The following is a 25,633-nucleotide window of genomic DNA, read 5'->3' as shown; positions in this document are numbered from 1 at the left end:
CAACTCATTCACAAAAGTATTATGCGTAACTACACTTGAGAAGACAAAAAAGGTGGTGACATTATCATTGCAAGTGGATGACTCAAAACGGTTTCTCTGCTTGCACGAAGCAAGAGGCCGGGCGGGAAAACAGCTAATTTAAATCAGCACAGTTCACCAGCTTGAGAGGATTGACGGAATCCATGTTTCGGCATTTATCTACCTCTGTTGTCAGGAATTCGATCCACTGCATGATCAATGCATCCAGCAACAGGACAGAAAGGGCAAAAATAACCAGCCAAAAATACTTTCGAATCATCCCGCATATCCTTTTCGTGCAACCATTCGTTGGGAATATACACGAAAATGTTATCGGCAGGCGTTGAGGAAAGATAAGTTTTTTGGCGGAATTCCAGCGAAAAAAAAGCGCGTCCCCATGCCGGTCCGCGCCTTTTAACAAGCAGTCTCTGATAACTATCAGTTCATGCCGTATTTTTTCAGTTTCTTACGCAGCGTACCACGGTTGATACCCATCATCAGGGCAGCGCGGGTTTGATTGCCGCGGGTGTATTGCATCACCATGTCCAACAGTGGCTGTTCAACTTCAGCCAGTACCAGCTCATACAGATCATTAACATCCTGACCATTCAGTTGAGCAAAATAGTTCTTCAGTGCCTGTTTAACCGAGTCACGCAGGGGCTTTTGAGTTACCTGATCCTGAGAGTTAACGGTAGAAACGGTCAGTACGTCAGAATTTACGCGTTGTTCGAACATAGTTCTGTCAGCTCTTTATTTCATTACGCAAGATTTTCGAAGTATGCCTCCAACGCCTCCAGCTGTTCGCTGGCGTCCTCTATGGCGTTGAATGTGCGCCGAAACTGGTCATTTGGAGCGTGCTCCTGGAGATACCAGGAGACGTGTTTACGTGCAATTCGGTACCCTTTTGCCTGACCATAAAAGTCATGCAATTCCCGAACATGCGCGCAAAGCAAGCGCTTTACCTCTGCCAAAGGCAGTGGGGCGAGCAGCTCCCCAGTGTCCAGATAATGCTGGATTTCCCGAAAGATCCAGGGTCTTCCCTGAGCTGCACGTCCTATCATCAGGGCATCAGCCCCCGTATAGTCGAGTACAGCTCTGGCTTTAAGCGGGTCAGTGATGTCACCATTCGCGATAATCGGAATGGAAACCTTCTGCTTAACTGCCCGAATACTGTCGTACTCAGCGTCTCCATTGAACAAACAGGCGCGGGTGCGTCCATGAATGGTCAGAGCCTGAATGCCACAGTCTTCAGCCAGTTGGGCAATTTCTACGCAGTTACGGTGTTCCGGAGCCCAGCCAGTGCGAGTCTTAAGCGTGACGGGCACATCCACTGCTTTCACTACCGCGTTCAGGATAGACTTCACCAGATCCGGGTATTGCAGCAGGGCAGAGCCCGCAAGCTTGCGATTCACTTTCTTTGCCGGGCAGCCCATATTGATATCAATAATCTGGGCGCCGCTTTCCACGTTGATACGTGCGGCTTCCGCCATTTCTTCCGGGTCACTACCGGCAATTTGCACGGTACGAATACCGGGCTCATCGATATGCACCATCCGCAGCCTTGATTTGTCACTCTCCCAAACCTGAGGGTTGGAGGACATCATCTCGGATACCGTTAATCCGGCTCCCATCTCGTAGCACAACGTCCGAAACGGTCTGTCAGTAATGCCAGCCATTGGCGCTGCGATCAGTCGATTTCTGAGCTGGTGGTGTCCGATGCGCATGAGTTAAGAAATGACCATACTGTGACTGCAAGGCGGCGTATATTACGCATTTTTCGCACGAGATGAAAGGCCAAACTTTGACCAATCCACTGTCGCAGATCAATGAATCACAGCGAAAGGCGATAGGTGAAAATATTAATGATTTAAAATCATTGAGTTATATTAAAATGGTGAATTTGTGAACAAATATAAATTCGTCAAACTTCTCTGTTTTTCTTCACCATAACCCTGATTCAGCGGCATATCTTGCTGTTTTAATCGTCAAAAAAGAGGGTGAAAATGAGATCAGACTCCCATTTTCACCCTATGGAGCATTATGTTGCTGAATGCTTCGTGGCCTTATTGCCAGGTCGACGACTTACTTTTTCTGGCCGGTGATGCGGCACCATTCTTCTTTTTCCACCACAGCGTCGAGTGCGAAGGTATCGCGATAGGCTTCACAGACACTTTCAGCCTGGCTGGCGAGAATGCCGGAAAGGCCGAGCAGGCCGCCTGAGATCGGCAGTACGCTGATAAGCGGGGCAAGCTCACGCAAAGGGCCTGCCAGAATGTTGGCGACCACCACGTCCGCCTGCATCGCGTCAGGCTGGTCTTGCGGCAGATACAGTTCCAGGCGCTCAGAAACGCCGTTACGCTCGGCATTGTCGCGGCTGGCCTGAATCGCCTGCGGGTCGATATCGATACCGATCGCCTTTGCCGCCCCCAGTTTCAGCGCGGCAATCGCCAGAATGCCGGAGCCGCAGCCAAAGTCGATCACTGTTTTACCCGCTAAATCCAGACCATCAAGCCACTGTAGACATAATGAGGTGGTTGGGTGCGTGCCGGTACCGAACGCCAGGCCCGGATCGAGCATCACATTTACCGCGTTTTTGTCCGGCACATCGCGCCAGCTCGGGCAGATCCACAGACGTTCACCAAAGCGCATCGGATGGAAGTTGTCCATCCACTCGCGCTCCCAGTCTTTATCTTCGAGCTGTTCAATTTTATGTGCGAAACCCGCACCGAGCAGCGGATGTTGCTCAAGCATCGCCACAACCTCTTTCATGTCGGTTTCGGCATCGAACAGGCCAATAACGTCGGTATCACCCCACAGGCGCGTCTCACCCGGCAGCGGCTCAAAGACCGGCGTGTCATGCGTGTCCTGAAAGGTGATGGAGACCGAGCCGGCCTCCATTAGCGCGTCGCTCAGGTCTTCGGCGTTAGCGCCAGTTGTATTCAGTTTTAGTTGGATCCACGGCATGGCAAAACTCTTTATTTATCAGTAGAAATCGTAGCGGGTTGTGAAACAGGCTGACCGAAACGGTTGCCGACCACAAACGCCAGTAAACTTAACAGTAACGAAGGCACAATCGGATGGAAGCCCAGGTACTGGATCTTAAACGTAGCAAGCACGGCATACAGCACGCCGCCGACGATCATTGCGCTCAGCGCGCCTGCGGCATTAGCGCGTTCCCAGTACAGCCCCAGCACCAGCGGCCACAGGAAGACCGCCTCAAGGCCGCCAAACGCCAACAGGTTCAGCCAGATGATCATCTCCGGCGGTCGCCAGGCGGCAAGCAGCAGCAGAGCGCCTAACATCAGCGTGATGACTGCCGACATCCGTTTCAGACGCGTCTCGTTTTTTAGCTGTTCCGGGCGGAGGTTGAGATAGAGATCTTTAATGATCGTAGCGGAACTTTGCAGCAACTGGGCGTTGATCGTCGACATGATCGCCGCCATCGGTGCGGCCAGGAAGATCCCGGCGGCAAACGGCGGCAGCACTTTAACCATTAACGTGGGGATCACCAAATCCGGTACGGTCAGGTCAGGTATCACCGCGCGGCCCAGCGCGCCGGCCAGATGCATGCCGAACATCAGGATCGCCACCACAATCGTGCCGATGATAATTCCGCGATGCACCGCTTTGCTATCTTTATAGGAGATGCAGCGTACCGCCGTGTGCGGTAAACCGATCACGCCAAAACAGACCAGCACCCAGAATGAGGTCATAAAGGTTGGCGACAGAATATCGTTGGCCCCTTGCGGCGTGACCAGTTTCGGATCGATAGTCTGCAATGTCTCCACCGCATGACCTAAACCACCCGCCGCATGCACCACGCCCACCAATAGGACGATGGTGCCAATCAGCATTACCATGCCCTGCATCGTGTCGTTCAGTACGCTTGCGCGAAAACCGCCAAACGCGGTATACAGCGCGATGCTGATGCCAAAAATCAGCAGACCGGTTTCGTAAGGGATGCCCGCTGCGGTTTCCAGCAAACGTGCGCCGCCAATAAACTGCACGGTCATTGCGCCGATGAAAGCCACCAGCAGGCTCAGGCTAGCCAGCCAGACCAGCAAACGACTCTGGTAGCGGGCGAACAGCATATCGTTGAGCGTCACTGCATTGTAGCGCCGCGCCAGAATGGCGAATTTCTTGCCAAGAATACCCAGCGAAAGCCAGACAGCGGGCAACTGGATCATCGCCAGCAACACCCAACCCAGCCCGTATTTATAGGCAGCGCCTGGGCCGCCGATAAAGGAACTGGCGCTGATGTAGGTCGCGGTTAACGTCATTGCCAGTACTATGCCGCCCATCGAACGGCTGCCGAGAAAATACTCGTTCAGAAAGGTGCCGTTAGTCCTTTTGCGCATGGCGTACACAGACAGGCCAAACACCACTAACAGATAAGCGACAAGGGGAAGAATGACTTCAGGCTGCATCATCGTCCTCCAGGGGAATATCGCGATAAATAAACTTCACCATCGCCCAGCACAGCAGAATAAAAACCAGCGGCGTTAACAGGCAGGCCATTTCAAACCAGTGAGGTAATCCGGTAAACCCGACCGTTGAATCTGGTAAGTAAGCAGTCACCAACCATGCGGCGAGGTAGAGGAGGGTCAGCCACAGCGCCCAGCGCGCTTCTTTGTGGGCCTGAACAAAACGTTTGTCCATTTTGTGTCCCATGTGGATAAAGAAAGCGGGGATTGTACCTTATGGATAGTCAGCGATCCCCTGAAATAAAAAAGGCCGGAAAATCCGGCCTTTTACATGACAAGTCACCCAGTCTTACTTTTCGTTCAGACCGAGTTTCTTCTCCAGATAGTGGATGTTGGTACCACCCTGCTGGAATTTTTCATCGCTCATGATGCGCATCTGCAGATCCACGTTGGTTTTGATACCGTCAATGATCAGCTCCTGCAACGCATTTTTCATACGCGCAATTGCCACATCACGGTTCTCACCAAAGCAAATCAGCTTGCCGATCATTGAGTCATAGTACGGCGGTACGGTGTAACCGGCGTAGATATGTGATTCCCAGCGCACGCCAAAACCGCCTGGCGCATGGAAACGGGTAATTTTACCCGGGCTCGGCAGGAAGGTGTTCGGATCTTCGGCGTTGATACGGCACTCTACCGCATGGCCTTTCACCACAACTTCTTCCTGTTTGATGGACAGTGGCTGACCGGCAGCGATACGCAACTGCTCTTTGATCAGGTCCACGCCAGTGATCATTTCGGTCACCGGATGTTCCACCTGGATACGGGTGTTCATTTCGATGAAATAGAACTCGCCATTTTCGAACAGGAACTCAAACGTACCTGCTCCACGGTAACCGATATCCACACAGGCTTTGGAGCAACGCTCACCGATATAGCGGCGCAGTTCCGGAGTAATGCCCGGAGCCGGTGCTTCTTCGACAACTTTCTGGTGACGACGCTGCATGGAGCAGTCACGTTCAGCCAGATAAATGGCGTTACCCTGGCCATCAGCCAGTACCTGGATCTCGATATGACGAGGATTTTCCAGGTATTTTTCCATGTACACCATGTCATTGTTGAACGCCGCTTTGGCCTCAGCTTTGGTCATGGCAATGGACTGTGCCAGTTCAGCGTCACCGCGAACGACACGCATACCGCGACCGCCGCCGCCGCCGGACGCCTTGATGATAACCGGATAGCCAATGCGTTTGGCATGCGCGCGGTTGACATCCATATCGTCGCCCAGCGGGCCGTCGGAGCCCGGTACGGTCGGTACGCCCGCTTTCTTCATCGCGGTAATGGCAGACACTTTGTCGCCCATCAGGCGAATAGTGTCGGCTTTCGGGCCGATGAAGATAAAGCCGGACTGCTCAACCTGCTCGGCAAAGTTGGCGTTCTCTGAAAGGAAACCATAACCGGGGTGAATCGCCACCGCGCCAGTGATTTCCGCCGCGCTGATGATAGCCGGGATGTTCAGGTAGCTTTTTACGGACGGAGCCGGGCCAATACAGACCGTCTCATCCGCCAGGAGTACGTGTTTTAAATCGCGGTCCGCAGTCGAATGCACGGCGACAGTCTTGATACCCAGTTCTTTACAGGCACGAAGAATACGCAGTGCAATCTCGCCGCGGTTGGCGATGACAATTTTATCCAGCATGTGCGCCTCGTTATTCGATGACGACCAGCGGCTCGTCAAACTCTACCGGCTGGCCACTTTCAACCAGAATGGCTTTCACTACGCCCGCTTTGTCGGCTTCGATCTGGTTCATCATTTTCATGGCTTCAACGATGCACAGGGTATCGCCGACATTGACTTTCTGGCCGACTTCACAGAACGCTTTAGCGTCCGGGCTCGGCGTGCGGTAGAAGGTCCCGACCATCGGGGAACGTACGATGTGACCACTGATTTGCGCAGCCGCAGGTTCTGCTGCCGTAGCCGGAGCTGCGGGAGCGACTGCGCCAGAAAGCGCAGGGGCTGGCTGCTGCATAACCGGAGCCGCATAAGCTTGCTGCATCACCGGGAAGCCCGTGTTCACCGGTGCGCGGCTGATGCGTACAGACTCTTCGCCTTCAGAAATTTCCAGTTCAGCGATGCCTGATTCTTCAACCAGTTCGATCAGTTTTTTAATCTTACGAATATCCATGAGTGGGTTCCGTACTCTTGTTTAGTTTGATTGTGACAGGCGTGTTACCGCCGTCTGTAAAGCGTATGTACAACTGCCAGCATAAGGTCCGAAGACCACGCCAGTAGCGATTTCGGAGAGCCAGGAATGATGGCGAGATGGTTCGTGCGCATGCATATTGCTCAGAGTGAACTCAGTAAAGTCGAAGGGTGCCATAGGTTTCCGACTTGCGTGCTCCCGGCATGTTAAGATTGGGGCCGTTTAAAAGCAAAATGCGCAACTTGCCAGCCATCGTGCTGCTATCTCCTGCAATTTTCCGGTAAAAAACAAAATATACCTTCATTGCGTGGTTGTCACCTTTTTGGACCTTAAAAAGCCCGCCAGGCAAAACCAAAGTCGCACATTATAACTATTTCGTAGCATTTCGCAGCTAAATACTGGTCTTATCAGGGAAGATTATCAACCGCATTTGGTTTTATCCCTGCGATTGATAATGGAACTGCGGAGGAGTGCACATATCGAAACTTTAGCGCCACCACTGGCGGAACTTCTTGTATCGCCACGCTAATAACCCGAATGCAGCGGCTGCATAAAGGAGCGGCAACGGCGATAATATCTTCACTGACCACAGGTAATGGATAGGGGCCAGGATCGCGACGAGATAGACGAAGTTATGCAATTGTTGCCATCGTTTACCCATTTTTCGCTGTGCCCACTGGGTAGATGTCGCTGCCAGGGCCAGCAGAATAAACCAGCTCACAATTCCTAACATTAAATAGGGGCGCGTTGTCAGCTCCCGGCCAAGCAGAACCAGATTGTTGATCCCCAGTTCCAGCAGCGCGTAACTGGTCAGATGCAATGTTGCCCATGCAAAACACCATAATCCCAGTAAACGACGGGTGCGAATAAGCAACGGTTGTTTAGCGTAACGCGCCAGTGGCGCAACCAGCAAGCCTGCCAGTAAAAATTTCAGCGCCATTCTGCCGGTAAAATGCTGAATGTCTTTTGCCGGGTCGGCACTAAAATACCCCTGCGACGATGCCCAGAACAACCAGACAAACGGCAGAAAACCTGCCAGGTGCAGCAATACTTTAAGCCAGACAATCTGTTTTGCTGTTAAACGCACTCAAAAATTCTCCCGCAGATCCAAACCACGATAAAGGGACGCCACTTCATCCGCATAGCCGTTAAAGAGAAGCGTAGGCTGGCGTTTTACATCCAGTACGCCGCCGGATCCGATAAAGCGCTCGGTCGCCTGTGACCAGCGAGGATGGTCGACATGCGGATTTACATTGGCAAAAAAACCGTACTCATTTGGCGCCGCAAGGTTCCAGGTGGTGGGTGGGCGTTCTTTCGTTAGCTTAATACTGACTATCGACTTAATGCCTTTAAAACCGTATTTCCACGGGACGGTCAGGCGGATCGGCGCGCCATTTTGTGGCGGCAGCGCTTTACCATAAACGCCAACCGACAATAATGTGAGGGGATGCATCGCTTCATCTATACGTAACCCTTCTACGTAAGGATATTCCAGACCGCCGCCAATGAAGCGATCCTTCTGACCGGGCATCTCATCGGGGGCATAGAGGGTTTGAAAAGCCACATATTTAGCGTTGCTGGTGGGCTCGACCAGCGACAGCAGCTTATGCAGCGGAAAGCCGGTCCATGGAATCACCATCGACCAGGCTTCAACACAACGCATGCGGTAGATGCGCTCTTCCAGCGGGAAACGCGTGGTAAGCGCGTCATAATCAAGCGTAAGAGGTTTGGCTACTTCACCGTCAATTTTCAGCGTCCATGGATTGGTTTTCATGCTTCCCGCGTTAGCCGCGGGATCGGCTTTATCCAGCCCAAACTCATAAAAATTGTTATAGCCCGTCACCTTATCTTCGGGCGTTAATGTCAGCGTGTTTTGCCACTGAGCCGGTTTACTGAACTGGAGTGGTTTGCCGGGCTGGGCTTTAGGCCGATCATTTCCTTTAAACCAGTCAAGCAGATCGGCGCGCGCAGTGGGAGACAGGCTCAGGGCAGCGGCACTAATGCCCAGCGTTTTCAGGATCTGGCGACGTCGCAGCATAAAAACGGATTCGGCGGTGACATCGGATTCAGTAAGTTTTTTCTTGTGCATAAATTTCCCCCTTTTTATTACTTGTAGCACGGCGAATATGGGGGCGGGGGATTATCACGAAAAATTGAAATCTGGCCGTTTACTGCCTGCAGGTGGCCTTTGCTCCCCTGGATGATTGGCAAATAAATTCTGAGGGCTATACTCGCATAGTTGTATGCAATACTGATTGCCAGAAGCGTCAGGCCTGCTAGTATGCCGGGCTCGTTTTTCAAGTTAGCGCTTACTTTGTTTTCAGGGTTTGCCGCGTCTCGTTCTTTTACACTACGGAGTTAACACAAGGATGCGATTAACGACGAAATTCTCAGCTTTTGTGACGCTACTAACGGGCCTGGCAATATTTGTCACTCTGTTTGGCTGCTCACTGAGCTTTTACAACGCCATTCAGTCGAAGGTGATTAACCGCGTTGAATCGGTTGCGGCGGTGGTCGATACCCGTTTGATTTTTATGTCTCCTTCGGCCATCTCATCCCATCTGGATGAACTGATGGTGCCAGTGGACATTGTGGGGATTGAGGTACGTCAGGGAAAGCAAACCGTTCTGCAGCACACCCGCAAAAGCAGTTATCGCCCCGCCGGTAGTAATTACCAGTATCGTGAATTAGAGATTAACTCCCTTAAAAATCCGGGCATGACCATCACGCTGGTCTACCAGGATCCGATGGCTAACTATTTCCGTTCTCTCTTAACCACCGTACCGCTGACGCTGGCGATCGGTTTTATGGTCCTGATTATTTTCCTCTCTGTACGCTGGCTGCGCCGACAGCTCTCGGGGCAGGAATTACTCGAACTTCGCTCCACCCGCATTCTTAATGGGGAGCGCGGGGCCCAGGCGCGCGGTTCTATTTATGAATGGCCATCCCGCGCCAGTAGCGCGCTGGATGTTCTGCTTTCAGAGATCCAGTTTGCCAGCGATCAGCGCAGCCATATCGATACGCTGATCCGCTCCTACGCCGCCCAGGATACCAAAACCGGGCTCAATAACCGTCTGTTCTTTGATAATCAACTGGCCACATTGCTTGAGGATCAGGAGAAAGTCGGCGCGCACGGCGTTGTCATGATGATCCGGTTACCCGATTTTGAATTACTACGCGATAGCTGGGGGCGCCCGGCCGTCGAAGAGCATCTGTTTATGCTCATCAACCTGTTATCAACATTTATTATGCGTTATCCCGGCGCGCTGCTGGCGCGCTACCATCGCAGCGACTTTACCGTGCTGTTACCGCACCGCACATTAAAAGAAGCGGAAAGTATCGCCGGGCAGATTTTAAAGGCCGTGGATGGCCTGCAGCCCAGCAAAATGCTCGATCGTGAAGATATGATGCACATTGGCATTTGCGCCTGGCGTAGCGGACAGTCAACAGAACAGGTCATGGAGCATGCCGAAGCGGCGACCCGCAATGCGGTATTGCAAGGGGGGAATAGCTGGTCGGTTTACGACGATACGCTGCCGGAGCAGGGGCGCGGCAACGTTCGCTGGCGTACGCTCATTGAGCAAATGCTTAGCCGTGGCGGCCCGCGGGTCTACCAGAAGCCAGCAGTGAATCGCGAAGGGATTGTTCACCATCGCGAACTGATGTGCCGCATCTATGATGGCGACCAGGAAGTTATTTCTGCGGAATATATGCCCATGGTGCTGCAGTTTGGTCTGTCTGAGGAGTATGACCGACTGCAAATTGGACGCCTCATTCCTTATCTGGGGTACTGGCCGGAAGAAAACCTCGCCATGCAGGTGACCGTGGAGTCGCTTATTCGGCCACGTTTTCAGCGCTGGCTGCGAGATACCTTGATGCAATGTGAAAAATCACAGCGTCGACGGATTATTTTTGAACTTGCCGAGGCTGATGTTTGTCAACATATCAGCCGGTTACAACCGGTGGTGCGGTTGATTAATGCGTTAGGCTCGCGAGTTGCTGTCACGCAGGCGGGTCTCACCCTGGTCAGTACCAGCTGGATTAAAGCGCTGGATGTCGAATTGCTAAAACTTCATCCTGGGATTGTCAGGAACATTGAGAAACGCACGGAAAATCAGCTACTGGTGCAAAGTCTCGTGGAAGCCTGCAAAGGTACGCATACGCGCGTTTTCGCCACTGGCGTTCGTTCCCGTGGCGAATGGCAGACGCTGATTGAACGTGGCGTTTCGGGTGGTCAGGGGGATTTTTTTGCTTCCTCCCAGCCGCTTGACACCAATGTGAAAAAATATTCGCAAAGATACTCGGTTTGAACTGCCGTTTAAGCCGTTTTCACGTAGAATAACGCGCGCTGTATCGTACGTATGGGGGTGTGCTTGCCTGCCCGCCAGATTGCCACAGCGCGAACGCTAGTTTTAACCTTTGACAGGTTACAAACGCAGGGCAAGGATTGCTCCCGCCATGGTTCATTCCTGAAGGAGTCAGGTTGTTTGTAACAAAGGAAACAAACTGCACTAATTTTCACCGTAGCAGATGATTTTTGCGCCTTGTCGCTGCTGCGTGTGGTTGGTAAAGTAAGCGGATTTTGTTTTCCGCCCCAGCTTTCAGGATTATCCCTTAGTATGTTGAAAAAATTTCGTGGCATGTTTTCCAATGACCTGTCCATTGACCTGGGTACCGCGAATACCCTGATTTATGTAAAAGGACAAGGCATCGTATTGAATGAGCCTTCCGTGGTAGCCATTCGCCAGGATCGTGCCGGTTCACCGAAAAGTGTAGCCGCGGTAGGTCATGAAGCTAAGCAGATGCTGGGCCGTACGCCGGGCAACATTGCTGCTATCCGCCCGATGAAAGATGGCGTGATCGCCGATTTCTTCGTGACAGAAAAGATGCTCCAGCACTTCATCAAGCAGGTGCACAGCAACAGTTTTATGCGTCCGAGCCCGCGCGTGTTGGTTTGTGTGCCGGTTGGCGCGACCCAGGTAGAGCGTCGTGCGATCCGTGAATCCGCTCAGGGTGCTGGTGCGCGTGAAGTTTTCCTGATTGAAGAACCTATGGCTGCCGCAATCGGTGCAGGCCTGCCGGTTTCTGAGGCAACCGGTTCTATGGTTGTCGATATCGGTGGTGGTACCACAGAAGTGGCCGTTATCTCTCTGAACGGCGTGGTCTACTCCTCCTCTGTACGTATCGGTGGTGACCGTTTCGATGAAGCGATCATTAATTACGTTCGCCGTAACTACGGCTCGCTGATCGGTGAAGCAACCGCTGAGCGTATTAAGCACGAGATCGGTTCTGCTTACCCGGGTGACGAAGTCCGCGAAATCGAAGTTCGTGGCCGTAACCTGGCAGAAGGTGTTCCGCGTGGCTTCACACTGAACTCTAACGAAATTCTGGAAGCACTGCAGGAACCTCTGACCGGTATTGTTAGCGCGGTGATGGTCGCACTGGAACAGTGCCCACCAGAACTGGCGTCCGATATTTCCGAGCGCGGTATGGTTCTGACCGGTGGTGGCGCGCTGCTGCGCAACCTTGACCGCCTGTTAATGGAAGAGACAGGTATTCCTGTCGTAGTTGCAGAAGATCCACTGACTTGCGTAGCGCGTGGCGGCGGCAAGGCGCTGGAAATGATCGATATGCACGGCGGCGATTTGTTCAGCGAAGAATAGTCTGATTCAGATTCGGGGCGAAGATATCGCCCCGGATTTGTCTGGCCTGAGAATACGCAAAGCCTATGAAGCCAATTTTTAGCCGTGGCCCGTCGCTACAGATTCGCCTTTTCCTGGCGGTGGTAGTGGCGCTCGGAGTTATTATTGCCGACAGCCGCCTCGGTACGTTCAGTCAAATTCGAACGTACATGGATACTGCCGTCAGTCCTTTCTACTTTATTTCCAATGGTCCTCGCGAATTATTAGATAGCGTTTCACAAACGATCTCATCGCGCGATCAACTTGAGCTTGAAAATCGGGCATTGCGTCAGGAACTGTTGTTGAAAAACAGCGAGCTGCTGATGTTAGGGCAATATAAACAGGAGAACGCGCGACTGCGCGAGCTGCTGGGTTCGCCGCTGCGTCAGGACGAACAGAAAATGGTCACCCAGGTTATTTCAACGGTCAACGATCCGTATAGCGACCAGGTTGTTATCGACAAGGGCAGCGCTAACGGTGTCTATGAAGGCCAGCCGGTGATCAGCGATAAAGGCGTGGTAGGCCAGGTTGTCGCAGTAGCCAAACTGACCAGCCGGGTCCTGTTGATTTGTGATGCGACCCATGCACTGCCGATTCAGGTGCTGCGTAACGATATTCGCGTTATTGCCGCAGGCAATGGCTGTACTGACGATCTGCAACTGGAACATCTGCCAGCCAATACCGATATTCGGGTAGGGGATGTGCTGGTGACGTCCGGTCTCGGTGGGCGCTTCCCGGAAGGTTATCCTGTTGGGGTGGTCTCTTCCGTAAAACTCGACACGCAGCGAGCGTATACCGTTATCCAGGCACGTCCTACCGCAGGCTTGCAGCGTTTGCGCTACTTGCTTTTGCTGTGGGGTGCCGATCGTAACGGCACGAATCCGATGACGCCGGAAGAAGTACACCGCGTGGCTAACGAACGTTTGATGCAGATGATGCCGCAAGTGTTGCCTGCCCCGGATGCGATGGGGCCGCCTGCGCCGATCCCTGCACCTGCAACCGGTATTGCCGGGCCGCCGTCACCGTCTCAAGGCTCCCGGGGAGGCCAATAGTGGCAAGTTACCGTAGCCAGGGGCGATGGGTTATCTGGCTCTCGTTTCTTATCGCATTGTTGCTTCAAATTATGCCCTGGCCGGATGACATTCTTGTCTACCGGCCAAACTGGGTGTTACTTATCCTGCTTTACTGGATTCTGGCGCTACCGCACCGCGTAAATGTCGGCACAGGTTTCGTTATGGGTGCCATACTGGATCTCATTAGCGGATCCACGCTTGGTGTACGTGCGTTGTCTCTGAGCATCATCGCCTATCTGGTCGCGCTTAAATTTCAACTGTTCCGTAACCTGGCGCTATGGCAACAGGCGCTGGTGGTGATGGTCTTGTCGCTGGCAACCGAAGTCATCGTCTTCTGGGCAGAGTTTTTGGTCATTAATGTCTCCTTCAAACCAGAAATTTTCTGGAGTAGCTTCGTTAATGGCGTGCTTTGGCCGTGGCTTTTCCTGCTTATGCGTAAAATTCGCCAGCAGTTTGCCGTGCAATAAAGGTTTTTATGACATCGATTTGGCTTGCCTCTGGTTCCCCGCGTCGTCAGGAACTGCTCACTCAACTGGGCGTGACCTTCGAGCGAATTATTCCCGGTATTGAAGAGCAACGTCGGGCGCAAGAAAGCGCCCAACATTATATTGTGCGGCTGGCAAGGGAAAAGGCGCTCGCAGGTGTGGCGATGGTTTCTCGCGATTTGCCCGTGCTGGGGGCTGACACGATTGTCATATTTAATGGTGAAGTGCTTGAAAAACCGAAAGACTCCTCGCATGCTGCTAAAATGCTGCGACAGCTCTCTGGTCAGACCCATCAGGTGATGACGGCCGTCGCGCTGGCGGACAACCAACACCTGCTGGATTGTCTGGTGACAACCGAGGTGACGTTCCGAACCCTTTCTGATGATGATATTGCTACCTATGTTGCCAGCGGTGAGCCGATGGACAAAGCCGGTGCGTACGGAATTCAGGGGCTGGGCGGCTGTTTTGTCAGGAAAATAAACGGGAGTTATCACGCTGTGGTGGGTTTGCCGCTGGTAGAGACCTGGGAACTGTTGAGCAACTTTAACGCATTGCGCGAGGGAAGAGACAATCATGACGGCTGAATTGTTAGTCAACATTACGCCATCGGAAACACGCGTGGCCTATATCGATGGCGGTATCCTGCAAGAGATTCACATTGAACGTGAAGCGCGGCGCGGGATAGTAGGCAATATCTACAAGGGTCGGGTCAGTCGCGTACTGCCTGGTATGCAGGCGGCTTTTGTAGATATTGGTCTGGATAAGGCCGCGTTTCTTCACGCCTCGGACATTATGCCTCACACCGAATGTGTGGCGGGGGAAGAGCAAAAGAACTTCACCGTTCGCGATATCTCTGAGCTGGTGCGTCAGGGGCAGGACCTGATGGTGCAGGTGGTGAAAGATCCGCTGGGTACCAAAGGTGCTCGCCTGACCACAGACATCACTCTACCTTCTCGCTATCTGGTCTTCATGCCTGGCGCATCACACGTTGGGGTTTCTCAGCGTATTGAAAGCGAGGCTGAACGTGAGCGACTCAAGCAGGTCGTCTCTGAGTATTGCGATGAGCAGGGCGGATTCATCATTCGCACGGCGGCAGAAGGGGTGTGCAATGAGGATCTCGCCTCCGATGCAGCCTACCTCAAGCGGGTGTGGACGAAAGTCATGGAGCGCAAAAAGCGTCAGCAGACCCGGTGCAAGCTCTACGGCGAACTGGCGCTGGCGCAGCGTGTGCTGCGTGATTTTGCCGATGCTCAACTTGACCGGATCCGCGTTGACTCACGTCTGACCTATGAGATGCTGCTGGAGTTCACCGCTGAGTACATGCCGGAAATGACCAGCATGATTGAACATTACAGCGGTCGCCAGCCGATATTCGATCTCTATGACGTTGAGAATGAAATCCAGCGCGCGCTGGAAAGAAAAGTGGAGTTGAAATCCGGTGGCTATTTGGTTATTGACCAGACCGAAGCGATGACGACGGTGGATATCAACACCGGGGCGTTCGTTGGTCACCGTAATCTCGATGACACCATTTTCAATACCAATATCGAAGCCACGCAGGCTATCGCTCGCCAACTGCGTTTACGTAACCTTGGCGGCATTATCATCATTGATTTCATTGATATGAATAACGATGACCATCGCCGCCGTGTCCTGCATTCACTGGAACAAGCCTTGAGCAAGGACCGTGTGAAGACCAGCATAAACGGTTTCTCTCAGCTCGGCCTGGTTGAGATGACCCGTAAACGTACGCGTGAAAGCGTGGAACATGTTCTCTGTAATGAATGCCCAACCTGCCATGGACGAGGCACAGTAAAAACGGTGGAAACCGTCTGCTACGAAATCATGCGCGAGATCGTTCGCGTACACCATGCTTACGACTCGGATCGTTTCCTGGTCTATGCTTCTCCTGCTGTGGCGGAAACCCTGAAAGGGGAAGAGTCTCATGCGCTGGCTGAGGTCGAAATCTTTGTCGGTAAGCAAGTTAAAGTGCAAATTGAGCCGCTCTATAATCAGGAGCAGTTTGATGTGGTGATGATGTAAAAGACGATTACGTCCAGACGTTTGTTAACAAGGAGAGGTGCGTGAGGCGATTGCCGGGGATATTGCTGCTTACAGGTGCGACGCTGGTGGTGATAGTGGCGCTGCTGGTAAGTAGCTTGCGCCTTATCCTGCCCCATCTGGATAACTGGCGCCCTGAAATCCTGGCGAAAATTCAGGCACACACCGGTATTGTGGTCGATGCCAGTCAGTTGAACGCCAGTTGGGAAAATTTCGGCCCCATCCTCGACGTTCGTGACGTTAAAGCCACCCTCAATGACGGCGGCGATCTGTCCGTTAAACGCGTCACCCTGGCGCTGGACGTCTGGCAAAGCCTGCTACAAATGCGCTGGCAGTTCCGCGATCTCACGTTTTATCAGTTGGCTGTGCGCACGAATACCCCGTTACAGCGCAATGATGATGGTAAAGCGATAGAAACTGACCGTATCCGCGATCTTTTCCTTCGCCAGTTCGATCACTTCGTTCTGCGCGACAGTCGCCTTAGTTTTTTGACCCTCTCCGGCCAGCGTGCCGAACTCGCGATCCCTCAATTGACCTGGCTTAATAGCGATGACCGACACCGCGCAGAAGGCCAGGTGAGCCTGTCCAGCCTGACCGGACAACATGGCATTATGCAAGTGAGAATGGATCTTCGCGATGACAGGGGCATCCTCAATAACGGTCGGCTGTGGCTACAGGCGGACGACATCGACGTTAAGCCCTGGCTTAATAAATGGATGCAGGACAACGTTGCCCTGGAGAGCGCCCAATTCAGTCTCGAAGGCTGGATGACCCTCAATAAAGGTGTGGTGGAAAGTGGTGATGTCTGGCTTAAAAAAGGCGGCGCAAGCTGGCCTGGGGACAAAGATAATCACCAACTGTTGGTTGATAACCTGACGGCACACGTCTCGCGTCAGCAGCAGGGCTGGCAGTTTGATATTCCCACTACGCGCATCACAATGGATGGACACCCGTGGCCGCAAGGCTCTCTGGCCTTTGCGTGGGTGCCGGCCAGGGAAGCGGGTGGGGAAAAAGATCAGCGTAGCGATGAATTACGCGTCCGCGCCAGTCGCCTCGATCTGGGGGCGCTTGAGGGTATGTTGCCGATTGCCGAAAAAATTTCACCACAACTGGGAAAAGTCTGGCGAACAATGGCCCCGGAAGGGCTGCTGGAAAACCTGGCGCTGGATATTCCGCTACAGGCGACGGAAAAAACGCGCTTCCAGGCAAACTGGAAAGACATCTCCTGGAAGCAGTGGGAGCTGCTGCCCGGCGTCGAGAACCTTTCCGGTACGTTGTCTGGTAGCGTTGAAAATGGACGCGTGACTGTCGACATGGCAAAGGCAAAAATGCCTTATGCCACGGTTTTCCGTGCGCCGCTGGAGATTGAAAAAGGGGTTGCGACCCTCGCCTGGCAAAACGATGAGCGTGGTCTGCAGATTGATGGACATGATATCGACGTGCAGGCGAATGCGATTCACGCCAGGGGCGATTTCCGCTACTTGCAGCCTAAAGACGACGAGCCGTGGCTGGGTATTCTGGCAGGCATTAATGTTACCGATGGCGGCCAGGCATGGCGCTACTTCCCGGAAAACCTGATGGGCAAAGCGCTGGTGGATTACCTGAGCGCGGCGATTCAGGGCGGGCAGGCTGATAACGCGACGCTGGTCTATGGCGGCAACCCACGGCTATTCCCTTATAAGCATAATGAAGGGCAGTTTGAGGTGCTGGTGCCGTTACGTAACGCCATCTTTGCCTTTCAGCCAGACTGGCCTGCGCTGAAAAATTTCGATATTCAACTCGATTTCATCAATGACGGCCTGTGGATGAAGACGGATGAAGTGGCATTAGGCGGTGTTAAAGCCACAAACCTGACGGCTGTCATTCCGGATTATATTAAAGAGAAACTGCTCATTGATGCCGATATCAACGGGCCAGGGAAAGCGGTTGGGCCCTATTTTAAAGATACGCCGCTAAAAGATACGCTTTCAACAGCCCTTGATGAGCTCCAGTTGGATGGTGATGTGAGTGCTCGCTTACATCTTGATATTCCGCTGGACGGCGAGATAACGACCGCGAAAGGCGATGTCGTCCTCAACCACAATAATCTGTTCATTAAACCGCTTAACAGCACGGTGAAAGATTTGCGGGGCTCGTTCAGCTTTGTTAACGGTAATCTGAAAAGCGAGCCACTGCAGGCGATGTGGTTTAACCAGCCTGTGAACATTGATTTCACTACCACCGAAGGGGCGAAAGCCTATCAGGTGGCGGTCAATCTGAATGGCAACTGGCAACCGGCGAAAACGGGCGTCATGCCGCAGCAGCTCAGTGATGCGGTGAGCGGCAGTGTGGGCTGGAAAGGTAAAGTGGACATCGAACTGCCGCACAGCGCCGGGGCGAAATATAACGTCAGTATCGACGGTGATTTGACGGATATCGCCAGTCGCCTGCCGCCGCCGCTTGATAAACCTGCGGGCAAAGCATTACCGGTGAAGGTGAATGTTGAAGGCAATCTGCGCAGTTTCGATCTGACCGGCAGCGCAGGCAATAGCAACCATTTTAACAGTCGCTGGTTACTCAACCAGAAACTCACTCTCGACAGGGCAATCTGGACATCTGATAGCCGCACGCTGCCGCCACTGCCTGAGCAGGCCGGTCTTGAACTGAATCTGCCGCCAATGAACGGCGCGCAGTGGCTGGGTCTGCTGCGCCAGGGCGTTGCCAGTAACGTCAGCAACGCGACGGCTTTCCCGGCCAGTGTCACGCTGCGCACTCCGGCGCTCACCCTGGCAGGTCAGCAGTGGAACAACCTGAGCATTGTCTCGCAGCCACAGGCGTCAGGGTCGGTTGTCGAAGCACAAGGGCGTGAAATTAACGGGACGTTTACGCTGCGCGATAACGCACCGTGGCAGGCTGCGATTCGCTACCTTTACTACAACCCGTCAGCGACAGCGTCGGATGACAACGATATCTCTTCGCCGTCGACGTTGCTGCGCGGCAAGACGCAGGTGGACTTCACCGGCTGGCCGGATCTGCAACTGCGTTGTGCTGAGTGCTGGCTGTGGGGACAAAAATATGGACGTATTGAGGGCGATTTCGCGATCAACGGAGATACCCTGTCGCTGGCAAACGGTCTCATCGACAGCGGCTTTGCCCGCCTCACTGCCGATGGCGAGTGGGTCAACAAAATCGGCGGGGAACGTACCTCACTGAAAGGTACACTGCACGGTGACAAAATCGATTCGGCGATGAATTTCTTCGGGATTTCAACGCCTGTGCGCAATGCGCCGTTTGATGTGAACTATGATTTACACTGGCGTAGCGCGCCATGGCAGCCGCAGGAAGAGTCGCTTAACGGTATTCTGCGCACCCGCCTCGGCAAAGGGGATATTACCGATATCAGTACCGGGCACGCCGGGCAACTGTTGCGCCTGTTTAGCGTCGATGCGTTGCTGCGCAAGCTTCGTTTCGATTTCAGCGACACGTTCAGCAGTGAAGGGTTCTATTTTGACTCTATCCGCAGCGCCGCCTGGATCAAAGATGGTGTTCTGCATACTGACGATACGCTGGTGGACGGCCTGGAAGCTGATATTGCGATGAAAGGGTCGGTGGATCTGGTACAGCGCCAGTTAGATGTCGAGGCAGTTGTCGCACCGGAAATCTCAGCAACGGTAGGCGTTGCGGCTGCCTTTGCCGTTAACCCGATTATCGGTGCTGCGGTGTTCGCCGCCAGTAAAGTTTTGGGGCCGCTGTGGAATAAAGTCTCCATTTTGCGTTATCGCATCACCGGTCCGGTAGACAAACCACAAATCAATGAAGTCTTACGCCAGCCGCGTACAGATAAAAAGCAATGATTTGACGGCGTCGGCGAATTGCCTCAAGCTCCTTATATCACACTTTTTTTATTGCCCGATGTGGCGGCAACGACGAGTAGCAAACGATGAGTCTGAACCTGGTAAGTGAACAATTGCTCGCAGCGAATGGCCTGAATCATCAGGATCTATTTTCCATCCTTGGTCAATTGACCGAGCGCCGACTCGACTACGGTGACCTCTATTTTCAGTCGAGCTATCACGAATCCTGGGTGCTGGAAGACAGTATCATCAAAGACGGGTCATACAACATCGACCAGGGCGTTGGTGTGCGTGCGGTAAGCGGCGAGAAAACCGGTTTTGCCTACGCTGACCAAATTAGTCTGCTGGCGCTGGAGCAGAGCGCGCAGGCGGCACGTACCATCGTGCGTGAGTCGGGCGATGGGCGCGTGCAAACGCTCGGCGCCGTTGAGCATCAGGGACTCTATGCCAGCATTGACCCGCTGCAAAGCATGAGCCGGGAAGAGAAGCTGGATATTCTGCGCCGCGTCGACAAAGTGGCCCGAGCAGCGGATAAGCGTGTACAGGAAGTGTCCGCCAGCCTGACCGGTGTGTATGAATTAATTCTGGTTGCCGCGACGGACGGTACGCTGGCGGCGGATGTTCGCCCGCTGGTACGCCTCTCCGTGAGTGTGCAGGTGGAAGATGACGGCAAACGCGAACGCGGCTCCAGCGGTGGCGGCGGTCGTTTTGGCTATGACTGGTTCCTGAAAGATGTCGATGGCGATGTCCGTGCCGATGCCTGGGCAAAAGAAGCCGTGCGGATGGCACTGGTGAATCTCTCTGCTGTGGCGGCGCCTGCCGGAACACTGCCTGTGGTGCTGGGCGCTGGCTGGCCGGGCGTATTGCTGCACGAGGCGGTCGGGCACGGTCTGGAAGGCGACTTTAACCGCCGTGGCACGTCAGTATTCAGTGGTCACATGGGCGAGCTGGTAGCCTCTGAGCTTTGTACTGTTGTTGATGATGGCACCATTGCCGATCGCCGAGGTTCCGTCTCTATCGACGACGAAGGTACGCCGGGCCAGTACAATGTGCTGATTGAAAACGGTGTGTTGAAAGGCTACATGCAGGATAAGTTGAATGCCCGTCTGATGGGCGTTGCGCCAACCGGTAATGGTCGTCGCGAATCCTATGCGCATCTGCCGATGCCGCGTATGACCAACACCTACATGCTGGCAGGGAAATCAACGCCGCAGGAGATCATCGAGTCGGTCGAGTTTGGTATTTATGCGCCGAACTTTGGCGGTGGTCAGGTGGATATCACCTCCGGTAAGTTCGTGTTCTCTACCTCAGAGGCCTATCTGATTGAAAAAGGCAAGGTGACGAAGCCGGTGAAAGGGGCAACCCTGATTGGCTCGGGCATTGAAGCCATGCAGCAGATCTCCATGGTGGGTAATGACCTGAAATTGGATAACGGCGTCGGTGTCTGCGGCAAAGAAGGCCAGAGCCTGCCGGTGGGTGTCGGTCAGCCGACGCTGAAAGTGGACAACCTGACCGTCGGTGGGACGGCGTAAGTTCAGTTTATTCCCGGATGGCGCAGTGCCGTCATCCGGGATCGCATCCTACAATCTCCGCCCCTGTACGCCCTGATACAGCTTCGCGACCTCGTTAAAATAATCCGTCAAATAGTTAATACACACCTGCACCTTTAGCGGCAGTTTGTCTTTTTCCGTATACAGAGCCCATACCGGACGCGGATCGGACTGATAGCGGCTGAACAAGATCTCCAGCGTCCCGTTATTGATCTCGTTGATCGCCCACATCAACGGTACATAGGCGATCCCGGCCCCGGCGGTAAGCCAGCGTGTCATGGTCATCGGATCGTTGGTGACAAAGCGGCCCTGGGGGATCAGGCGAGTGGAAATGCCCTCTGGTGCGATCAGCTCAAATTCATTATCTGGTCTGACGCTGTATTCCAGCCATGAATGATTAACAAGATCCGTGGGTTTTTCCGGAACACCGTACTGGGTCAGATAACTTTTAGCCGCGCAGACGACCATCGGCATCGCGCCCAGACGACGTGAAAACAGGCTGGAATCCTGCAACGCGCCCACCCGGATGACGACATCCAACCCGTCGGCAATCAGATCCGGTGCGGGAATGCCCGTCACCAGATTCACCGATAAACCGGGGTACTCTTTCAGCATCGCGGCGGTCATCTGCGCCAGAACATTGTGCGCCATGGTTGAAGAACAACCAATGCGCAGCGTACCGATGGGCGTGTTATTGAAGGCGTAAAGCTGTTCATGGACATCCTGCACTTCATGCAGCATGCGTCGGCAACCCTGATAATAAATTTTCCCGGCTTCGGTGAGCCCAAGGCTGCGTGTACTGCGGTTTAACAGCTTAACCTGTAGCTCATCTTCCAGCTTCGCCACCGTTTGACTGATGGAAGATACGCTCATTTGCAACTGCCGGGCCGCGGCAGTAAACGAGCCTTGTTCCACCACTTTGGCGAATACCGACATGCGTTTAAGTCGTTCCATTATTCACTCTGGCTTAAAAGTGATTTAGATCACATAATATAGATAACAGCATAACAGTTACGTTAATATACTATTCGCTGAATAATTAACGTGCCGATCTCGCCTTGCTTCCTGCTCCGCTGCGGTGCGTATAAGAAATATTGTCGCCTGCATTCTCTCTAATCAAGGTCAACATGAGTCTGTTTCCCGTTATCGTGGTGTTCGGTCTGTCGTTCCCACCGATTTTTTTTGAATTGCTTTTGTCACTGGCGATCTTCTGGCTGGTGCGCCGCATGCTGATCCCAACCGGGATCTATGATTTTGTCTGGCATCCGGCGTTGTTCAATACTGCGCTCTACTGCTGCTTGTTTTACCTGCTGTCGCGTCTGTTTGTTTGAGGTAGAAGTGAAAACACTAACAAGAAATTTCTTTCGTACCGCCATCACCCTGGCGCTGGTTATCCTCGCTTTCATCGCTATTTTCCGCGCATGGGTGTACTACACAGAATCCCCCTGGACCCGCGATGCGCGCTTTAGCGCCGACGTGGTCGCTATCGCGCCTGACGTCGCCGGATTAATTACCGACGTCAGCGTTCACGATAACCAACTGGTTAAAAAAGACCAGGTGCTGTTCACCATCGATCAGCCGCGTTATCAGAAAGCGCTGGAAGAGGCAGAAGCGGATGTCGCTTACTACCAGGCGCTGGAAAGTGAAAAGCGCCGTGAAGCAGGCCGCCGTAACCAGCTTGGCGTTCAGGCGATGTCCCGTGAAGAAATCGATCAGGCCAACAACGTCCTGCAGACAGTATTACATCAACTGGCGAAAGCGCAGGCCACACGCGACCTGGCAAAACTGGATCTGGAACGCACGGTGATTCGCGCACCGGCAGACGGCTGGGTTACCAACCTCAATGTCTACGCCGGGGAGTTTATTACCCGTGGTTCAACGGCCGTCGCGCTGGTCAAGCAGAACTCCTTCTATGTTCAGGCTTATATGGAAGAGACCAAACTGGAGGGCGTTCATCCTGGCTTCCGGGCCGAAATCACCCCGCTGGGCAGTAACCGGGTTCTGAAAGGCACGGTAGAGAGCGTGGCCGCCGGGGTGACCAATGCCAGCAGCAGCAATGACAGCAAAGGGATGGCGACCATTGATTCGAATCTTGAGTGGGTACGTCTGGCGCAACGCGTGCCGGTACGTATTCGCCTGGATGAGCAGCAGGGGAATCTCTGGCCAGCAGGCACGACGGCAACGGTTGTGGTAACGGGGCAAACCGATCGCGATGAGAGCCACGACTCCTTTTTCCGTAAACTGGCTCATCGCCTGCGTGAATTTGGTTAATCCCTATGGCTATGTTTTCCATCGCCAGCTACCACGTTCGCTTCGCCCTCAAACTCGCATGCGCTATCGTACTGGCGCTGTTTGTCGGTTTTCATTTCCAACTGGAAACACCTCGCTGGGCAGTATTGACGGCGGCGATTGTGGCGGCAGGTCCGGCTTTTGCTGCCGGGGGGGAACCCTGGTCGGGTGCGATTCGTTATCGCGGTATGCTGCGTATTGTCGGTACTTTTATTGGCTCTATCGCCGGTCTGACCATCATCATCGCCATGATCCGCGCTCCATTCCTGATGCTGACGGTCTGCTGTATCTGGGCGGGGTTTTGTACCTGGGTTTCTTCGCTCGTCCGGGTGGAGAACTCTTATGCCTGGGGACTGGCAGGCTATACGGCGCTGATTATTGTTGTGACGATCCAGAGCGAACCGCTGCTGGCCCCTCAGTTTGCCGTTGAGCGTTGCAGTGAAATCGTTATCGGTATTGTCTGCGCCATTGCGGCAGATTTGCTGTTTTCTCCCCGTTCGATTAAACGCGAGATTGACCGCGAGCTGGACAGTTTGCTGGTGGCCCAATACCAGCTAATGCAGTTGTGCATTAAACATGGCGACCCTGAAGACGTGGATAAAGCCTGGGGAGCGCTGGTGCGGCGCACGACTGCCCTGGAAGGGATGCGCAGCAACCTGAAAATTGAATCTTCCCGCTGGGGGCGCGCCAACCGCCGTCTGACAGCGATCAATACGTTGTCGCTTACCCTGATTACCCAGGCCTGTGAAACGTATCTGATCCAAAATACGCGACCCGAATTGATTACCGACACGTTCCGCGAACTGTTCGATGAGCCCGTAGAAACCGTTCAGGATGTGCATAGACAAATGAAGCGGATGCGCCGGGTGATTGCCTGGACCGGTGAACGTGAAACACCAGTCACCATCTATAGCTGGGTGGGGGCGGCAACACGGTATTTGCTGCTCAAACGCGGCGTGGTGAGCAACACCAAAATCAGTGCGACGGAAGAAGAAGTCCTGCGCGGCGAAGTGGTTATCAAACCGGCATCGGCGGAACGCCATCATGCGATGGTCAACTTCTGGCGTACCACTCTATCTTGCGGATTAGGAACCTTATTCTGGTTGTGGAGCGGCTGGACTTCCGGCAGTGGAACCATGGTGATGATCGCGGTGGTGACGTCGTTGGCAATGCGTCTGCCAAATCCGAAAATGGTAGCCATTGATTTTCTGATAGGGACGTTGGTCGCCCTGCCGGTCGGTGCGCTCTATTTTCTGTTTATCATCCCTTCGACGCAGCAGAGCATGCTATTGCTCTGCATCAGCCTGGCTGTACTGGCTTTTTTTGCCGGTGTCGAGGTGCAGAAACGGCGGCTGGGTTCGCTGGGGGCGCTGGCAAGTACCATCAACATTATCGTGCTTGATAACCCGATGACGTTTAAGTTCAGCCAATTTCTTGATAGCGCGCTCGGGCAAATTATCGGCTGCGGGCTGGCGCTGATCGTTATTTTGCTGGTGCGGGATAATTCGCAGGCACGTACCGGACGGATGTTGCTCAATCAGTTTGTCTCGGCGGCCGTTTCGGCGATGACAACCAACAGCGCGCGACGTAAAGAGAACCATCTTCCTGCGCTCTATCAGCAGCTTTTTTTACTGTTGAATAAATTCCCTGGCGATGTGGCGAAATTCCGCCTGGCGCTGACATTGATCATTGCTCATCAGCGTTTACGTGATGCGCCTGTACCGGTGAATGATGAGCTTTCGGCGTTCCATCGACAGCTTCGCCGTACGGCTGACAGCGTCATCTCCGCCCGATCTGACAGCAGACGACGGCACTATTTCTCGCAGTTGCTGGAGGAGCTGGAAGTCTATCAGGCGAAATTGCAGCACTGGGATGCGCCGCCGCAGGTGACCGAGCCGGTAAAACGACTTACCGGAATGTTACACAAATATCAGCATGCGCTCACCAGCAGCTAGACCCAAAACCGACGCCAGAAGCGTCGGTTTTTTTATGGCTATACTTTACGGGAGCTTTTG

The 25,633-nt window shown here is 53.6% G+C and carries 22 protein-coding genes and 1 pseudogene; 11 read left to right on the top strand and 12 right to left on the bottom strand.

Annotated elements, in window-relative coordinates; all coding sequences use genetic code 11:
- Window positions 1-133 precede the first annotated feature (133 nt).
- The 11 genes and pseudogenes from ABIB59_RS14465 to msrP form a co-directional block, all read right to left on the bottom strand.
- A complete protein-coding gene (locus ABIB59_RS14465) occupies window positions 134-298 on the bottom strand; it encodes a DUF2556 family protein (RefSeq protein WP_039077398.1) in 165 nt (54 codons plus the stop codon).
- Between the two features lie 158 nt (window positions 299-456).
- Entirely contained in the window at window positions 457-753 is a 297-nt protein-coding gene (fis, locus tag ABIB59_RS14460) for a DNA-binding transcriptional regulator Fis (protein ID WP_000462905.1), read from the bottom strand.
- A 23-nt stretch (window positions 754-776) separates the two neighbouring features.
- Complete coding sequence (gene dusB / locus ABIB59_RS14455; protein ID WP_039077399.1) at window positions 777-1,742, bottom strand: tRNA dihydrouridine synthase DusB; 966 nt, start codon at window positions 1,740-1,742, stop codon at window positions 777-779.
- A gap of 358 nt (window positions 1,743-2,100) precedes the next feature.
- Window positions 2,101-2,982 carry a 50S ribosomal protein L11 methyltransferase gene (gene prmA, locus ABIB59_RS14450; RefSeq protein ID WP_071194412.1) on the bottom strand — a complete coding sequence of 294 codons (882 nt, stop codon included), beginning with the start codon at window positions 2,980-2,982 and terminating at the stop codon, window positions 2,101-2,103.
- Between the two features lie 11 nt (window positions 2,983-2,993).
- Entirely contained in the window at window positions 2,994-4,445 is a 1,452-nt protein-coding gene (gene panF / locus ABIB59_RS14445) for a sodium/pantothenate symporter (protein WP_107223893.1), read from the bottom strand.
- A complete protein-coding gene (locus ABIB59_RS14440) occupies window positions 4,435-4,677 on the bottom strand; it encodes a YhdT family protein (RefSeq protein WP_071194414.1) in 243 nt (80 codons plus the stop codon). Before ABIB59_RS14440 ends, panF begins: the two co-directional genes overlap by 11 nt.
- Before the next feature lie 114 nt (window positions 4,678-4,791).
- Window positions 4,792-6,141 (bottom strand): acetyl-CoA carboxylase biotin carboxylase subunit, encoded by a 1,350-nt coding sequence (accC, locus tag ABIB59_RS14435; protein WP_039077403.1) that lies wholly within the window; start codon window positions 6,139-6,141, stop codon window positions 4,792-4,794.
- A gap of 10 nt (window positions 6,142-6,151) precedes the next feature.
- On the bottom strand, window positions 6,152-6,628 hold the full coding sequence (gene accB, locus ABIB59_RS14430; protein ID WP_039077404.1) for an acetyl-CoA carboxylase biotin carboxyl carrier protein: 477 nt from the start codon (window positions 6,626-6,628) through the stop codon (window positions 6,152-6,154).
- Window positions 6,629-6,649: 21 nt separating this feature from the next.
- A pseudogene (locus ABIB59_RS14425) lies at window positions 6,650-6,899 on the bottom strand (type II 3-dehydroquinate dehydratase).
- A gap of 234 nt (window positions 6,900-7,133) precedes the next feature.
- On the bottom strand, window positions 7,134-7,733 hold the full coding sequence (msrQ, locus tag ABIB59_RS14420) for a protein-methionine-sulfoxide reductase heme-binding subunit MsrQ (protein WP_110295858.1): 600 nt from the start codon (window positions 7,731-7,733) through the stop codon (window positions 7,134-7,136).
- Window positions 7,734-8,735: a protein-methionine-sulfoxide reductase catalytic subunit MsrP gene (msrP, locus tag ABIB59_RS14415; RefSeq protein WP_039077406.1), complete on the bottom strand. Its 1,002-nt coding sequence runs from the start codon at window positions 8,733-8,735 to the stop codon at window positions 7,734-7,736. It abuts the gene before it with no gap.
- 280 nt (window positions 8,736-9,015) lie between these two features.
- Between msrP and csrD the strand changes: the two genes are divergently transcribed.
- The 8 genes from csrD (at window position 9,016) to tldD (ending at window position 21,311) form a co-directional block, all read left to right on the top strand.
- Window positions 9,016-10,956 (top strand): RNase E specificity factor CsrD, encoded by a 1,941-nt coding sequence (gene csrD, locus ABIB59_RS14410; protein ID WP_354035866.1) that lies wholly within the window; start codon window positions 9,016-9,018, stop codon window positions 10,954-10,956.
- A 309-nt stretch (window positions 10,957-11,265) separates the two neighbouring features.
- Window positions 11,266-12,309, top strand: a complete 1,044-nt coding sequence (mreB, locus tag ABIB59_RS14405) for a rod shape-determining protein MreB (protein ID WP_006818047.1) — start codon at window positions 11,266-11,268, stop codon at window positions 12,307-12,309.
- 65 nt (window positions 12,310-12,374) lie between these two features.
- Entirely contained in the window at window positions 12,375-13,379 is a 1,005-nt protein-coding gene (mreC, locus tag ABIB59_RS14400) for a rod shape-determining protein MreC (RefSeq protein WP_071194416.1), read from the top strand.
- The gene (gene mreD / locus ABIB59_RS14395; protein WP_039077409.1) at window positions 13,379-13,867 is read left to right on the top strand and encodes a rod shape-determining protein MreD; all 489 of its coding nucleotides are present in this window, start codon (window positions 13,379-13,381) and stop codon (window positions 13,865-13,867) included. The genes mreC and mreD overlap by 1 nt, the downstream gene beginning before the upstream one ends.
- Window positions 13,868-13,875: 8 nt before the next feature.
- The gene (locus ABIB59_RS14390) at window positions 13,876-14,469 is read left to right on the top strand and encodes a Maf family protein (RefSeq protein ID WP_354035863.1); all 594 of its coding nucleotides are present in this window, start codon (window positions 13,876-13,878) and stop codon (window positions 14,467-14,469) included.
- A complete protein-coding gene (gene rng / locus ABIB59_RS14385; RefSeq protein WP_039077411.1) occupies window positions 14,459-15,928 on the top strand; it encodes a ribonuclease G in 1,470 nt (489 codons plus the stop codon). Before ABIB59_RS14390 ends, rng begins: the two co-directional genes overlap by 11 nt.
- A 41-nt stretch (window positions 15,929-15,969) precedes the next feature.
- A complete protein-coding gene (yhdP, locus tag ABIB59_RS14380; RefSeq protein WP_354035861.1) occupies window positions 15,970-19,779 on the top strand; it encodes an AsmA2 domain-containing protein YhdP in 3,810 nt (1,269 codons plus the stop codon).
- A gap of 86 nt (window positions 19,780-19,865) precedes the next feature.
- Window positions 19,866-21,311, top strand: coding sequence for a metalloprotease TldD (gene tldD, locus ABIB59_RS14375; protein ID WP_039077413.1), 1,446 nt, complete (start codon window positions 19,866-19,868; stop codon window positions 21,309-21,311).
- 48 nt (window positions 21,312-21,359) lie between these two features.
- Here the strand turns inward: tldD and aaeR are convergent, their stop codons facing one another.
- The gene (aaeR, locus tag ABIB59_RS14370; protein ID WP_079497039.1) at window positions 21,360-22,283 is read right to left on the bottom strand and encodes an HTH-type transcriptional activator AaeR; all 924 of its coding nucleotides are present in this window, start codon (window positions 22,281-22,283) and stop codon (window positions 21,360-21,362) included.
- Window positions 22,284-22,456: 173 nt separating this feature from the next.
- Here aaeR and aaeX point away from each other — a divergent pair, with 173 nt between their 5' ends.
- Genes aaeX through aaeB form a run of 3 tightly spaced genes read left to right on the top strand, consistent with a single transcriptional unit; the run spans window position 22,457 to window position 25,573 of the window.
- Complete coding sequence (gene aaeX / locus ABIB59_RS14365) at window positions 22,457-22,660, top strand: p-hydroxybenzoic acid efflux pump operon protein AaeX (protein ID WP_039077415.1); 204 nt, start codon at window positions 22,457-22,459, stop codon at window positions 22,658-22,660.
- A gap of 7 nt (window positions 22,661-22,667) precedes the next feature.
- On the top strand, window positions 22,668-23,600 hold the full coding sequence (gene aaeA / locus ABIB59_RS14360) for a p-hydroxybenzoic acid efflux pump subunit AaeA (RefSeq protein ID WP_039077416.1): 933 nt from the start codon (window positions 22,668-22,670) through the stop codon (window positions 23,598-23,600).
- 5 nt (window positions 23,601-23,605) lie between these two features.
- On the top strand, window positions 23,606-25,573 hold the full coding sequence (aaeB, locus tag ABIB59_RS14355; protein ID WP_039077417.1) for a p-hydroxybenzoic acid efflux pump subunit AaeB: 1,968 nt from the start codon (window positions 23,606-23,608) through the stop codon (window positions 25,571-25,573).
- The last annotated feature ends 60 nt before the right edge of the window (window positions 25,574-25,633 follow it).

Origin of the sequence: Citrobacter sp. UYEF32, from assembly GCF_040546205.1 — a bacterium.
Taxonomy (GTDB): domain Bacteria; phylum Pseudomonadota; class Gammaproteobacteria; order Enterobacterales; family Enterobacteriaceae; genus Phytobacter; species Phytobacter diazotrophicus.
The sequence above is the reverse complement of the archived record's forward strand: the minus strand, read 5'-3'. Positions and strand labels throughout refer to the sequence as shown.

Bases quoted from the DNA above. Each gene is read 5' to 3' on its own strand.
- accB (WP_039077404.1), bottom strand. From the start codon at position 6,628: ATGGATATTCGTAAGATTAAAAAACTGATCGAACTGGTTGAAGAATCA.
- ABIB59_RS14390 (WP_354035863.1), top strand. From the start codon at position 13,876: ATGACATCGATTTGGCTTGCCTCTGGTTCCCCGCGTCGTCAGGAACTG.
- dusB (WP_039077399.1), bottom strand. From the start codon at position 1,742: ATGCGCATCGGACACCACCAGCTCAGAAATCGACTGATCGCAGCGCCA.
- prmA (WP_071194412.1), bottom strand. From the start codon at position 2,982: ATGCCGTGGATCCAACTAAAACTGAATACAACTGGCGCTAACGCCGAA.
- fis (WP_000462905.1), bottom strand. From the start codon at position 753: ATGTTCGAACAACGCGTAAATTCTGACGTACTGACCGTTTCTACCGTT.
- csrD (WP_354035866.1), top strand. From the start codon at position 9,016: ATGCGATTAACGACGAAATTCTCAGCTTTTGTGACGCTACTAACGGGC.
- tldD (WP_039077413.1), top strand. From the start codon at position 19,866: ATGAGTCTGAACCTGGTAAGTGAACAATTGCTCGCAGCGAATGGCCTG.
- panF (WP_107223893.1), bottom strand. From the start codon at position 4,445: ATGCAGCCTGAAGTCATTCTTCCCCTTGTCGCTTATCTGTTAGTGGTG.
- msrP (WP_039077406.1), bottom strand. From the start codon at position 8,735: ATGCACAAGAAAAAACTTACTGAATCCGATGTCACCGCCGAATCCGTT.
- accC (WP_039077403.1), bottom strand. From the start codon at position 6,141: ATGCTGGATAAAATTGTCATCGCCAACCGCGGCGAGATTGCACTGCGT.
- mreC (WP_071194416.1), top strand. From the start codon at position 12,375: ATGAAGCCAATTTTTAGCCGTGGCCCGTCGCTACAGATTCGCCTTTTC.
- mreB (WP_006818047.1), top strand. From the start codon at position 11,266: ATGTTGAAAAAATTTCGTGGCATGTTTTCCAATGACCTGTCCATTGAC.
- ABIB59_RS14465 (WP_039077398.1), bottom strand. From the start codon at position 298: ATGATTCGAAAGTATTTTTGGCTGGTTATTTTTGCCCTTTCTGTCCTG.
- aaeX (WP_039077415.1), top strand. From the start codon at position 22,457: ATGAGTCTGTTTCCCGTTATCGTGGTGTTCGGTCTGTCGTTCCCACCG.
- aaeB (WP_039077417.1), top strand. From the start codon at position 23,606: ATGGCTATGTTTTCCATCGCCAGCTACCACGTTCGCTTCGCCCTCAAA.
- aaeR (WP_079497039.1), bottom strand. From the start codon at position 22,283: ATGGAACGACTTAAACGCATGTCGGTATTCGCCAAAGTGGTGGAACAA.
- rng (WP_039077411.1), top strand. From the start codon at position 14,459: ATGACGGCTGAATTGTTAGTCAACATTACGCCATCGGAAACACGCGTG.
- ABIB59_RS14440 (WP_071194414.1), bottom strand. From the start codon at position 4,677: ATGGACAAACGTTTTGTTCAGGCCCACAAAGAAGCGCGCTGGGCGCTG.